6 protein-coding genes and 1 pseudogene are annotated in these 14,320 nt (G+C 48.3%); 2 read left to right on the plus strand and 5 right to left on the minus strand.

The features are described 5' to 3' along the window. Positions 1–172 precede the first annotated feature (172 nt). Positions 173–2,329 carry a translation factor GTPase family protein gene (locus tag DW039_RS18095; protein ID WP_008664112.1) on the minus strand — a complete coding sequence of 719 codons (2,157 nt, stop codon included), beginning with the start codon at positions 2,327–2,329 and terminating at the stop codon, positions 173–175. 250 nt (positions 2,330–2,579) lie between these two features. Between DW039_RS18095 and DW039_RS18100 the strand changes: the two genes are divergently transcribed. Both DW039_RS18100 and DW039_RS18105 read left to right on the plus strand, forming a co-directional pair. Continuing rightward, on the plus strand, positions 2,580–4,349 hold the full coding sequence (locus DW039_RS18100) for a gamma-glutamyl-gamma-aminobutyrate hydrolase family protein (RefSeq protein ID WP_117887776.1): 1,770 nt from the start codon (positions 2,580–2,582) through the stop codon (positions 4,347–4,349). 147 nt (positions 4,350–4,496) lie between these two features. Continuing rightward, the gene (locus DW039_RS18105) at positions 4,497–7,817 is read left to right on the plus strand and encodes a beta-galactosidase (protein WP_119957941.1); all 3,321 of its coding nucleotides are present in this window, start codon (positions 4,497–4,499) and stop codon (positions 7,815–7,817) included. Positions 7,818–7,931: 114 nt separating this feature from the next. Here DW039_RS18105 and uxuA read toward each other — a convergent pair whose 3' ends face one another. The 4 genes and pseudogenes from uxuA to DW039_RS21370 all read right to left on the minus strand — a co-directional run. Then, positions 7,932–9,113, minus strand: coding sequence for a mannonate dehydratase (gene uxuA / locus DW039_RS18110; RefSeq protein WP_044468165.1), 1,182 nt, complete (start codon positions 9,111–9,113; stop codon positions 7,932–7,934). 129 nt (positions 9,114–9,242) lie between these two features. Further along, a complete protein-coding gene (locus DW039_RS18115; protein WP_044468166.1) occupies positions 9,243–11,582 on the minus strand; it encodes a glycosyl hydrolase 115 family protein in 2,340 nt (779 codons plus the stop codon). 60 nt (positions 11,583–11,642) lie between these two features. Next, positions 11,643–12,953, minus strand: a complete 1,311-nt coding sequence (locus tag DW039_RS21125; RefSeq protein WP_227224301.1) for a family 43 glycosylhydrolase — start codon at positions 12,951–12,953, stop codon at positions 11,643–11,645. After that, positions 12,954–14,312, minus strand: a pseudogene (locus tag DW039_RS21370) (glycoside hydrolase family 28 protein); the annotation flags it as partial. Positions 14,313–14,320 lie beyond the last annotated feature (8 nt).

Raw genomic sequence — 14,320 nt, forward strand, 5'->3', positions numbered from 1 at the left:
CTTTGGTTTGCAAATTTAATAAAAAATTAATCATTCAATTCACAATTCTGCATGTTCTTAATCTACGTTAATGAAAAAAGCCGTTATTACTTGCCATGAAGTAACAACGGCTTTAACAATTGTTATATTAGCAGCCGGTAGTTACAACAGCCAAACTACCAACCCCTGAAAATCATTCTTCAGCTTGCTTTGCCTCAAATTCCTTAATCAGTTTATCCTGCACATCACTCGGAACGAGTTCATAGCTGGCAAACTTCATGATGAACGAAGCACGTCCACCAGTCAGTGAGCTAAGTGCCGTAGAGTAGGATGACATTTCCTTCAAAGGCACCTTAGCACTCAGTTTTTCGTAACTGGCCTCGCTGCTCATACCCATAATCATGGCACGGCGTCCCTGCAAGTCCCCCATCACATCACCCATCTTGTCCGACGGAACAAATACTTCCACGTCATAAATGGGTTCTAGAATCTTCGGGCCTGCATTCTTGAACGCTTCGCTGAACGCATTCCGTCCCGCCAGCATAAAGGAGATTTCATTGGAGTCAACCGGATGCATTTTTCCGTCATATACGATGACACGTACATCGCGAGCATACGAACCAGTCAACGGTCCCTGCTCCATACGTGACATGATACCCTTCAAGATGGCCGGCATGAAACGTGCATCAATGGAACCACCCACAATACTATTGACGAATACCAGCTTGCCACCCCATTCCAATGGAACTTCTTCGGTACCCTTGACGTTCATCTTGAACTCCTGACCATTGAATTTATAGGTTTCGGGCAACGGCATGCCTTCGTAGTAAGGCTCAACAATCAGATGAACTTCACCGAACTGGCCTGCACCACCCGACTGCTTCTTATGGCGATAATCCGCACGGGCAGCTTTGGTAATCGTTTCGCGATACGGTATTCTCGGTTCTTCAAACTTGATTTGCAGTTTTTCATTGTTTTCCAGACGCCACTTCAAGGTACGCAAATGGAATTCACCTTGTCCGTGTACAATAGTCTGACGCAATTCTTTAGACTGGTCTATCACCCATGTCGGGTCTTCCTCTCGCATACGGTTCAAAGCAACCATCATCTTTTCTGTATCCGACTCGTTCAACGGCTTGATAGCACGTGAGTATTTGGAGTTCGGATATTTAATGAAGTTGAAACGGTTTTCAGAGCCCTTACCGTTCAATGTATTGCCGGTATGTACATCCTTCAGTTTCACTGTACAGCCGATGTCACCGGCTACCATTTCCTCTACCTTGATACGGTTGGCACCGGCACAAGCATAAATCTGCGCGATGCGTTCCTTGGAACCGCGGTCTGCATTGGTAAAATCATCACCTTCGTGCACTTTACCACTCATAACCTTGAAGTATTGAACATCACCGATATGCGGCTCAACGGCAGTCTTGAAGAAATACAAGGAAGTCGGTCCGTTAGAATCCGGCTTCACCACCTCACCGCGTGTATTGTGCACCGGTGGCATTTCGTCCACAAACGGCACCACATTACCCAGGAACTCCATCAGACGGCGTACACCCATATCCTTGCCGGCACAGACGCAGAATACCGGGAACATACCTCGTGAAGCCAGTCCCTTGCGGATACCTTCGCGCATTTCGTCTTCTGTCAAAGAGTCCTGCTCAAAGAATTTTTCCATCAGGCCTTCGTCATGTTCGGCTGCAGCTTCTACCAAAGCCTTGTGCAGTTCTGTAGCCTTTTCCATTTCTTCGGCCGGAATCTCTTCAATAATGGGAGCGCCACCTTCGGGTCCCCACGAATATTTTTTCATCAAAAGTACATCGATCAACGAATTGAAGTTCGGTCCGGTAGCCAGCGGATATTGCACGGGCACCACCTTCGGACCGTATATGGTTTGCAACTGCTCAAGCACCATATCATAATCGCACTTTTCATTATCAAGCTGGTTTACCAGGAAAATAACCGGTTTGCCCAGTTTCTCGGTGTAGCGGAAATGGTTCTGCGTACCTACCTCGGGACCGTATTGCCCGTTCAGCAGCAGAATGGCAGTATCTGTAACGTTGAGCGCCGTCATGGCAGCCCCTACAAAGTCATCACTACCCGGGCAGTCAATGATATTCAGTTTCTTGCCGTTCCACTCCACATGGAAAACGGTGGAAAACACAGAATAGCCGTATTCCTGCTCCACCGGGAAGTAATCGCTGACTGTATTCTTGGCAGTAATCCTGCCGCGACGTTTTATAATACCACTCTCAAAGAGCAGCGCTTCCGTGAGAGTGGTTTTACCCGAGCCGTCATTGCCAAGGAGGGCAATGTTCTTAATTTCATTCGTCTGATATACTTTCATGATATATTAAGATTTTAAGTGAATAACCTGACATACGATGATGCCGTTAACTTTTTGTGAGGCGCAAATTAGGCATTAATTCAAAGAAAAGCAACATCGGGAAGCATGTTATATAACACACTTCCTCCACCAACAAAGAATATAATGTTCTTCTGCCAATAAACTGCCCGAATTCACAAGTCATCCAACTTCTTGGACGGCTTAAATATTTCTTATAACTTTGCAGGAAAAAGAATTCCCCCCGAAAACCATGAACAAACTACTGTTAACAACACTGCTCGTTCTATGTCCATATTTGGCAATGGGACAGTCCAACCAAAAAACAACCAGGAAAGCCCCTCTCATCGGCATTTCCTGCTCACATCCGGGCCGAAGCTCATCCACACAGATGACGTATACCGAGTCTGTAATCCAGGCAGGTGGAACACCTATACTGATTTCCATCACTACCGATAGCCTTGTCTTGACAGACATTGCCAACCGGCTGGACGGTATCATTCTGATAGGAGGAGGAGACATCCACCCTTCCTATTTCAATGAATCGCCCATCGAACAGCTGGGAGAGGTGGACTCCCTGCGTGATGTATACGACATGGCACTCATCCGCCTGGCTACCCGGCGTAACATTCCGATGTTTGGCATCTGCCGGGGAGAACAGTTAATCAATGTAGCTTTCGGCGGAACCCTTTATCAGGATATCCCTACCCAGCATCCCGACACCACTGTCTGCCACCAGCAGCAGGAACCGAGCAGTATACCAACTCATACCGTCCACCTCACTCCCGGTTCTGCCATGGCATCCATAACCGGACAGACACAACTTTTCACCAATACTCACCATCACCAGGCGGTCAAGCAAGTTGCCCCGGGATTCAGCGTAACGGGTTGGTCGTCAGACAGTATTCCCGAAGCTATAGAGTCTTCTCACGAATATCCGATATGGGGTGTGCAATTCCATCCCGAAGCTCTGGCTACGGCAGGCGACAGCATCTCTGCCAGATTCTTCTATTTTCTGGTTCAAAAGGCAGCTACCTACCGGCATGCCAAAGAGATTCATCGCCGCATCCTCTCCCTCGACACGCATACAGACACCCCACTTGATTTTGACGTTTCCTATAATATAGGTACGCGCGAAAAAACGCAGGTTTGCCTGCCCAAGATGCGAGAAGGAAAATTGGATGGACAATACCTGGCATGCTGGGTGCGTCAAGGCCCGTGCGATGAAGAGAACAGTCTGAAAGCCATTGACCGAGTGGATGAGTTGATACGCCACATCTACCGACAAGTGGAGATGAACGGGGAGCAATGTGCCATAGCCCGCACGCCCGATGATTTGTCCAGGCTCAAGACCGAAGGAAAGAAAGCCTTTTATATTGGCATCGAAAACGGATACGGCATCAGCAAGGATTTGAAGAATATCACCCGTTTCCATGATGCAGGCGTTACCTACATCACCCTTTGCCACACCCGCAACAATGACATCTGCGACAGTTCTTCGGACACGACTGCCCGTTGGAACGGCTTAAGTCCTTACGGTAGAAAAGTGGTGAAAGAAATGAACCGGCTGGGAATAATGATAGACCTTTCCCATGCAGCCGAAAGCACCTTCTGGGATGTACTGAAATATTCAAAAGCACCGGTCATAGTCTCCCACTCCTCTGCAAGCGCCATCTACAGACACGACCGCAATCTGACCGACGAACAGCTACGCGCCCTTGCCGCACATGGCGGTGTGGCTCAAGCCTGCCTGGTAGACGAGTTTCTGAACCCGGATGCCAAGAAAACCAACCTTACGGACTTCATGAAACACCTGCTGCACATGGTTGAAGTGGCAGGCATAGACCACGTGGGCATTGGCTCGGACTTCGACGGTGGAGGCGGGGTCAAAGGATGCAATGGGGACAATGATTTCATCAATATCACCGTCCGTCTGCTGGAACATGGATTTACAGAAACAGACATCGCCAAGATATGGGGTGGAAATTTCCTCCGGGTGATGAAACAAGTACAAACCAAATAGAAAAGACCGAAAAACATCACAAAAAGGAGAGATTAGAGCTATAATCTCTCCTTTTTGACACATTTACATACCCTCCATTTCTCAACTTTCGCATATCTTTGCCCAAAACATAAACGATTTATTAATTATCTAATACCGAATTCTTAAATGAAAAGGAAAATTATTTGGAGTTTTGCATTGCTGGCCTGCCTTTGCTGCCTGCCATCTGCAAAAACAAAAGCACAAACGAAAAATGCCGCAATCATACCCGGGGAAGTATGGAAAGACACCGACGGCAATCCCATCAACGCCCATGGCGGCGGCCTTCTTTACCACGAAGGGACCTACTATTGGTATGGCGAATACAAAAAAGGGGAAACCATCCTGCCCGAATGGGCTACGTGGGAATGCTACCGCACCGACGTAACCGGTGTCAGCTGCTACTCTTCGAAAGACCTGCTGAACTGGAAGTTCGAGGGTATCGTACTTCCTGCCGTGAAAGACGACGAGAAACACGACCTGCACCCCAGCAAGGTGTTGGAACGTCCCAAAGTGATTTACAACGAAAAAACAAAGAAATTCGTCATGTGGGCGCATGTGGAAAGCGCCGACTACAGTAAGGCATGTGCCGGCGTAGCGGTCAGCGATTCTCCTACCGGGACATTCACCTATGTAGGCAGCTTCCGTCCCAACGGTGCGATGAGCCGCGACCAAACAGTGTTCGTTGATGATAACGGCAAGGCATATCAGTTCTACTCTTCGGAAAACAACGCTACCTTATATATAAGCGAGCTAACGGATGACTACCTGAAGCCCACTGGTCGCTATACACGCAATTTCGTGAAGCAAAGCCGCGAAGCACCCGCCGTATTCAAGTATAACGGCAAGTACTATATGCTCTCTTCCGGTTGTACCGGCTGGGATCCCAATGTTGCCGAACTGGCTGTAGCCGACTCCATCATGGGGCAATGGACTACCATCGGCAATCCGTGTACCGGTCCTGATGCAGACAAGACCTTCTATGCACAAAGTACTTACGTGCAGCAAATATACGGAAAAGGAAATGCCTACATTGCCATGTTCGACCGCTGGAAAAAGAAAGACCTTGAGGACTCACGCTACGTATGGCTCCCGCTTGAATTCGGCAAGGACGGAACAATCACGATACCCTGGCGCGACAGGTGGGACCCGCGTACCCAGTGGGAAGGACAAGGCGACTTCTCTGCCGGCAAAGGAACATTCCTATTGAATGGCAAGCCGTTTGTCATCAAAGCCGCAGAGCTGCACTATCCACGTATCCCCAAGGCCTATTGGGACCAACGCATCAAGCTATGCAAGGCACTGGGCATGAACACCATCTGCCTTTATGTATTCTGGAACTCCCACGAGTCTCAGCCGGGAGTGTTCGACTTCACCGGACAGAATGACCTGGCGGAATTCTGCCGCCTATGCCAGCAGAACGACATGTATGTCATCCTGCGCCCGGGACCGTATGTCTGTGCCGAATGGGAAATGGGCGGACTGCCCTGGTGGTTACTCAAGAAAAAAGATATCCGCCTGCGCGAATCCGACCCCTACTTTATGGAGCGTGTAAGTATCTTCGAAAAAGCTGTTGCCGAGCAGGTAGCCGGTATGACCATACAGAACGGAGGTCCCATCATCATGGTACAAGTAGAGAACGAATACGGCTCCTACGGGGAAGACAAAGGTTACGTATCGCAAATCCGTGACATCGTACGCGCCAATTACCCCGGCGTAGCACTGTTCCAGTGCGACTGGGCGTCCAACTTCACCAAGAACGGGCTCCATGACTTGGTATGGACCATGAACTTCGGTACAGGAGCCAACATCGACCAACAGTTTGCACCGCTGAAGAAACTCCGTCCTGACAGTCCGCTGATGTGCTCCGAATTCTGGAGCGGCTGGTTCGACAAGTGGGGAGCCAACCACGAAACCCGTCCGGCTGCCGACATGATTGCCGGAATTGACGAGATGTTGTCCAAAGGCATCTCCTTCAGCCTCTACATGACCCATGGAGGAACCAATTGGGGACACTGGGCAGGAGCCAACTCACCCGGATTCGCCCCTGACGTAACCTCTTACGACTACGACGCCCCCATCAGCGAATCGGGACAGACCACTCCCAAATACTGGGAATTGCGAAAAGCATTGTCCAAATACATGAACGGCGAGAAGCAGGCTAAAGTTCCCGCTTTAATCAAGCCCATCCGTATTCCGTCTTTCCAATTTACAGAGATGGCTCCTTTGTTCGACAATCTTCCTGCTGCCAAGAAAGACCGCAATATCCGTACCATGGAGGAATATAACCAGGGATTCGGAAGTATTCTCTACCGCACCACACTGCCCGAGATGAAAACCCCGTCCCTGCTCACTGTGAACGATGCGCACGATTATGCCCAAGTTTTCCTGAATGGTAAATACATCGGCAAACTGGACCGCCGCAACGGTGAAAAGCAACTGGAATTCCCCGCCTGCCCCAAAGGTGCACGCCTCGACATTCTGGTAGAAGCCATGGGCCGCATCAACTTTGGACGTGCCATCAAGGACTTCAAGGGTATCACCCAAAGCGTAGAACTTACCGTAGACATCGACGGCCGTCCTTTCACCTGCAACCTGAAGGATTGGGAAGTCTATAATCTCGAAGATACATACGATTTCTATAAGAACATGAAGTTCCAGCCCATCGGCTCACTGAAAGATGAGTTAGGACAACGCATTCCGGGTTGCTACCGTGCCACCTTTAAGGTGAACAAGCCCAGCGACACATTCCTAAACTTCGAGACTTGGGGCAAGGGACTTGTCTACGTCAACGGGCACGCCATGGGACGCATTTGGGAAATCGGCCCGCAACAGACCCTCTACATCCCGGGATGCTGGTTGAAGAAAGGCGAGAATGAAGTGATTGTCTTCGACCTCATCGGTCCCAAAGAGGCTAAGTCCGAAGGACTGAGCGAGCCATTGCTAGACCAACTACTCGTTACCAAACCGCTGACGCACCGCAATGAGGGTGAAAATCTCGACTTGTCCGGTGAGCAGCCCGTCCTCTCCGGCAGCTTCAATCCCGGCAACGGTTGGCAGGAACGCAAATTCGGCCAACCCGTCACCGGACGTTACGTCTGCCTGGAAGCCTTGAGTGCACAAGATAGAAAAGACCTGGCTTGCATTGCCGAAATGTATCTGCTGGATGAGAATGGGGAACGTCTGTCACGCGAACCCTGGATTGTCAATTATGCCGACAGCGAAGACGTATCCCACGTCAACTGTTCTGCGGACAAAATCTTCGACCTCCAGGAATCAACCTATTGGAGCACAACAAAAGACACTCCATACCCGCATGCTGTCGTGATTGACTTGGGTAGTACCCACACCCTGACCGGCATACAATATCTACCCAGAATGGAAAGCGAGGTACCGGGTGGAATCAAAGACTTCAAGGTTTACGTAAAATCCAAGACTTTCAACTATTAAGCCGGATTTACAACACTAATAGATTCTTTAGACGCGGATTACGCGAAAAATCATGGATATTTTTCATTTATTATCCATGATTTTTCGCGTAATCCGCGTCTAACTTTAAATCAATCAAACTGATTTTCCGGACAATTCATCATCCACCACAGCCATCATCCCCTCCACTTGTGCCAATGCCAGTAGACGTCCATGAAAAGAATAACCTGCGTTGTACCCCTTGTCCTCGTCGCCCAACATCATGCGACCGTGGTCCACACGCATCGGCAACCCCGGATTTTCCTTCTCAAAGATACGAATCAAGTCAATGAGGTGTCCCCTTCCCTCCAGATGGGAACTTTCGATAAAGTTTCCACCCGGCATGGCCTTCGTACTGCGCAAATGCACAAAGTGGGTACGCTTGGCAAACTTCCTTGCCAGTTCACGGGTATCATTCTGTTCACCGGCACTCAATGAACCGGCGCAAAAAGTCAGGCCGTTATGGGGATTGTCCACTGCACTCAGTATCCAGGCAATATCCGCCTCGTCTGTCACAATGCGCGGCAACCCCAATACCTGGAAAGGAGGGTCATCGGGGTGTACACACATATTCACCCCATATTCCTCGCATACCGGCATGACGGCAGACAAGAAATAACGCATATTCCCGCGCAGAGCCTCCCGGTCTATCCCCTTGTATAGCGCCAGCAAACGCTTGAACAGGATTACCGGCTCCTTGTCCCCTTCCTTGATGTTGCCGTTTACGAATCCTTGTGTCTTTACGATAATCGTATCTACCAGTTCTGCCTTTTCGGACTCCGTAATCACCTTATCCAGTTCTGCCACCTTGTCCAGCTCTTCCGGAGAATAATCGGCTTCCGCATTCTCCCGTTCCAATATCTTCAGGTCGAAGTAGGCAAAACGGATTCTGTCGAAATAAAGGGAAGAAGTCCCGTCTTCCCAGGGATGTTGCAAGTCCGTGCGAATCCAGTCAATCACCGGCATGAAGTTGTAGCATACCGTCCGGATGCCTGCCTTGCCAAGATTGGCAAGGCTTATCTTATAGTTCTCTATCAATCGGTCACGCTCACTCCCCGCATATTTGACAGCCTCGCATACCGGCAGACTTTCTACTACAGACCAGCGCAATCCGAAGGATTCAATATAATCCCTCAAATCTTCAATGGCTTCCAACGTCCATATTTCACCATTGGGAACTTCATGCAAGGCAGTGACAACGCCTTCCACTCCTATCTGTCGCAACATGGCAAGGGTTATCTTGTCCTTCTTGCCAAACCATCTCCAAGTCTTTTCCATTCTTTATATTAATTATCTATAAGCATGTCGCCATAATTAGCTTATATTAAATAGAGTATCTTCATTCCCCTCCTCCGGGGAGGGGAATGAAGTTACTATCAATAATACAAACTAATTCTGATGACATACTTAACGGTACAGCAGAATTTGATCCAGTACAACCCCTTCGCCAAGCGCCTTGATTGTCAGCCGGTGTTTTTTTCTTTTTCCTACAGGAAGAATGATCCGTCTGATGGCCTGATTGCGCAAGACATTTTCCTTCCACTCTTCACTACGTCCTTTTGTTTCATAAGTTATAGGAGCAGAATACTTATTATCCAGTGAAAGGATGAAACCCAGTTGTTCTCCATCAATCGGATGATTCGGCAGCAGACGAATCTCCACTTCCACCGAATCGGCCCGGCAATCATTAAAGTCGAAAACCAATTCTTCACCTTTCGCCAGCATCACCGCCTTGCCTTCATATCCTAATCCTTCGCAAAATACCGGATTCCCGTCTGAGAAATCCGCAGCATTCCACTTATGCAGACTTGAATGTTCTTCGAGCACAGGCACTTCAACAGATGACCGGTCTACCGGTTCAAACACCGGCAACTTACGTGGCTGATAATCCATCATACGATGCCACTTGCCGTTGTTTTCTATACCTTTATTATAGATACGGGTAAGCGACACAATACTGTCATAAGCAGCATCACTCTTACCCCAATCCATTTCCCCATGACGGGCAAACTGTGCATAGAGCATTTTCTTGTTCATTTCAGCAGATGCCTGTACCGGATACTTCACTAACTGAAAATAAGCATCCCGGCGTCCCTGCGGTATTTGCGAAGCCAACCGTTCAGCCTCATCCGAGATAGTCTGATAATCTTCCAGACGTTTATTGATAAACTCTCTGCTCCATGGCATGTCTTTCACTATGCGGTAGTCATTCGTATGATATTCTTCCTCGCGGGTATTCCCCATAAACTCCGGTTTGCGGATATATGCCAAACGATAATGTTCCTGCATAACCGGTAGCAATTGATTGCCTACCGTCTCTCCAAACTCGCGCTTCAGGAAGTTGCATAAATGTCTATACACCCCTTCTCCGGCTACTTTATCTATGTTCCACGCCATATCAAGAAAGAGTTCCATCTGATATTCGGCCGGTTTGATGTCACCCACATTCAGCACCCACATCTTTTGAATGCCGTGGTCATAAGCCGTTTTCATCTGCTGATACAGCAACGCCGGACTGAAGGTTCCCAACCAAAGATAATCGTGTGGACGTCCCCAATAGGATACATGATAATAAATACCGTTTCCACCTTTACGGGCACGTTCCTCCTTATTGGGGAAATGGCGGATATATCCGTAATTATCATCACACCACATCAACGTTACATCCTCCGGCACCTGCAAACCGGCATGATAAATATCGAGCACTTCCTTATAAGGAATAAAGACCTGCGGCACAGCAGTCACATCTTTATCAACATACTTCTGCAACAAGTTGCGCTGGTCTTTGAGTACACGTTCCAACACCGCTTTCTGTTCTTCCACCGTCCGGGCTCCCTGCATCTGTCCGTCGTGCACGCCACGCATTCCCACGGTGTATAGAATTTCCTGCCCGGCCACCTCTTTCACCCGGTCTTCCCAGAATTTACAGACAGCCTCGCTGTTATTCACATAGTCATAATCGCCTTTTCCCCTTCTGCTCCATTCGCCGGCAGCATTGCATGCCATCGGCTCACAGTGGGAAGAACCGATATAAATACCAAACTTTTCGGCAACTTCCCGATTCCCTTCCGTCAGGAAAAACGGAACGGTACACTCGTGCATGGCAGGCCAATAGACATTGGCACGCAAACGCAACAATAACTCAAAAATACGTTCATTGGTACGCGGGCCAATGCGTCCGGGCTTATACCACGGTTCATAGTTCAAGCTGCTCCAAGGCATCAATCCCCAGTCTTCATCATTGATAAAGATGCCGCGATACTCCACAGAAGGTGCTTGAATCGTCTTATAACCGGCCGGAAGTTCAAATCGGTCTTTCCTTTCAGGCGTTACATCCGCCCACCACTCCCACGGAGATACGCCCATCGAGCGGGAAAGTTCCATGATGCCATAGGCTGTACCATATTGGTCGCTGCCGGCAACCAGCAATTTTCCATCCGGAAGTACAGTCAACAGAAAAGCCTGCTTCTTGCCTTCCAAAACAGAAACATCTGCCCCGGTCTCCGCTATCAACGGGCTCTTGCCAACAGTACCTATTACTATATGACCTGCTTTGCCATCTTGCTGCACGGGAGCAGAAAGCACAGCCTGACAGTCCCGGGTGAACAGTTCCAAAGCTGTATGCACCACCATTCCCTCGGATTTGTCATAAGCCAGCACTACGGGCTTTCCTGCATTCAAGATGAATTGTGCCCAAGAAACTTGCGCCACAGCGAACAAGAGCAAACTTAAGATTATTTTCTTCATGGTATTTATTCAATTCCCATTTATATCCTACAAAAGTAAGTAAAACATCACTATTGGTTGCTATCTGAATCGATAAATATTATCAATCGTAACAAATGTATTGTCGCTTCCATAAATAGCTTTTGTCTTGTCAGTCCATACCGGCTTTATCCCCGTCACCTCTATTGACAGAGTATAGTCTGCCTCAGGCATTTCAGGAGTAATAATCCGGATAGCTTTCTCCGGATATTTACTGTAGAAGTCCACCAACGAAGAATAAACCGTATCTTTCTTTGCATCCAATATGCTCACTTTTGCATATCCGCTATGAGAATCAGACTCCCCCACCACGGCTACAGCAGTTCCCTTGAAAGCTACCGACAACACACTGCCTTTTGTATTTGAAGTCCATCGGCCGTCCTTTCTCCTCCAGCCGGCAGAGGGCATCATATCCTTAAAAGCTATTTCTTCCTTACCTTGCAATATATCCACCGGTTGCAAAGTATGAATATCCCAGCATTGCCAATACTCGGGGATTGACAGTTTTGTTCCGTCCACTTGCATCGGCATCCACACATATGTAGCAGCAGAAGCCTGATGAGGATAAGACCAACGGTCGCCCATGAACATAGGTATCGTATCGTTTCCGCGTTTCAACGGGAAGACAAACGTACTTTGAGAATTGTACGTCAACTTGCCTGCGGGACAGAACAGTCCTTGCTTCGTCCAGGGACCTTCAATCTTCGGAGCTGTGAAGTAGAAATTATCATTCTTTTCCCAACTGGTCAGATTGGAGTATAACATATAATAAACACCATTCTTCCTAAACATGGCCGGCGATTCACCGGCACCTTCCACATAAGCCACTTCTGCTTCCACCGAACGGTAATCATCACTCAAACGATAGATCGGTCCATGATGAATAAGCAGATACCCTTTACCGTCCGTATCCTGAAAGGTTCCCATATCCCAACGCTTCACGGGCTTGCCTTGATAAAGCAGCGGCCCTTGCAGCTCATAGTCGCCATTAATCGTCTTGCAAATGGCAACACCGATATAAGGGTCTTTATATCCCATATCATCGGCATGCATCAGCATCACGTACTCTCCGGTCTTGGGACACTTCATCACCTTCACACGCTCACCTACCCGGTCAGGGCCAAGTATTCCATCCGGCTGTACCTTCAGCACTACATTCTCGAATTTCCAGTTCACCAAGTCGTCCGAAGAATAACAACTGAAACCGGGAAAGGCATTACTCTCATCCGACTTCCATTCACCAAAAAGATAATAACGTCCTCCGTCTTCTACAATGCAGGCACCGTGTGCATTGACAATGTTTCCACGGTCATCAAACCAGGGAATGCCGTTACGTACCAGGCTGTTGCCTATCGTTACATTCTTCTCTTGTACATGCTCGGCATGACTGATTCTTTTAATAAAGTCATTGACCTTGCCTACATGTACATCTTCAATGAATACATTCCGGATAGGCAGCTTTGCATCTCCTTTCAGTTCATAAACCGCATCGGCCGAATCACACAAAACATTCTTCAGATAGATGCCGTCAATGCGGGTGATGCGTTCTTCATAAGTGGGCACAAGGTCTTTCCACTGATAAAGCACATCCGTATCAATCTCCAACACGCGCTGCACGTGCCCGGTCTTGATATTTTCCATGTAGATGTTCTCAACAAAAGCCCCCCGGCGATGGTTGGTCTTTACAAAGAAAAGACGTCGGACAGATTGGGGAACTTTGCAATCGTGCATATACACATTACGGATACCTCCCGATATTTCGCTACCAATGCCTAACAGAGTATGCCCTTCCAGAATATTGCAATGGCGGATAACGATATTCTCAGTCGGCATATTCAGTCGCCATGCATCCCGGTTGCGTCCGGCTTTAATAACCACTGCATCATCTCCCTGATCGAAAGTGCAATCTTCTATCAAGAAGTTGCGTGTCATTTCCAGGTCGATACCATCGTTGTTGTGTCCGTGCGCTTTTACATCCAGATTACGGGCTATGCCACCATCGCACATATACATATGAATAGTCCAGAATGGGCTTTCACGTATCTTGAATCCATCGAGCAACACATTCTTGCAACGGTTGAACTGAATCAGATGGGGACGCAGATGGTTCTTGCCCACTGCCATCTGCCTTTCCTCAACCGGAACATCTGTTGAAGCCATCGTATAAAGCTGCTTCAGTGCCTCCATGTGAGCCTCCGGACGGGCAAACCAACTTTTCCAGGTATCCATTTCCGGGCTTAACATCCCCTTGCCCGTTATGGCAATATTCTCACATTCAAAAGCATAAACCAACGGAGAGTAGTTATAACACTCCATACCTTCCCACGAAGTCATTACGGCAGGCAGATAATCTGATGGATTGCCCGTAAAACGCAATATAGCATTTTCCGTAAGGTAAAGGTTTACATTACTCCTGAAGTGAATAGGGCCCGTCAGCCATTCCCCCTCGGGCACCACTACTCTACCGCCACCAGCTTTGTTGCAAGCGTCGATAGCCTTAGCAATGGCTTCCGTATTATCTGTCACTCCACCTTTGGCTGCTCCATACTCTGTGATGGAGAAATCTTTCTGAGGATAAACAAACTCCTTTATGGAATTCATTGGGAAAGGAGCGTCCACATTTATCGCCTTATACTGCCCATAGGCAGAAAACAAAGAAATGGCTGACAAGCCGAACGCCCCCAAAGCTCTTTTCAATAATCCGTTTCGCATAGTATATT

This window comes from Bacteroides sp. AF39-16AC (assembly GCF_003602735.1).
GTDB lineage: Bacteria > Bacteroidota > Bacteroidia > Bacteroidales > Bacteroidaceae > Bacteroides > Bacteroides uniformis.

What these genes read in the sequence shown, in the direction of transcription:
- DW039_RS18115 (WP_044468166.1), bottom strand. Translation starts at nt 11,582, where the DNA reads ATGAAGAAAATAATCTTAAGTTTGCTCTTGTTCGCTGTGGCGCAAGTT.
- DW039_RS18105 (WP_119957941.1), top strand. Translation starts at nt 4,497, where the DNA reads ATGAAAAGGAAAATTATTTGGAGTTTTGCATTGCTGGCCTGCCTTTGC.
- uxuA (WP_044468165.1), bottom strand. Translation starts at nt 9,113, where the DNA reads ATGGAAAAGACTTGGAGATGGTTTGGCAAGAAGGACAAGATAACCCTT.
- DW039_RS18095 (WP_008664112.1), bottom strand. Translation starts at nt 2,329, where the DNA reads ATGAAAGTATATCAGACGAATGAAATTAAGAACATTGCCCTCCTTGGC.
- DW039_RS18100 (WP_117887776.1), top strand. Translation starts at nt 2,580, where the DNA reads ATGAACAAACTACTGTTAACAACACTGCTCGTTCTATGTCCATATTTG.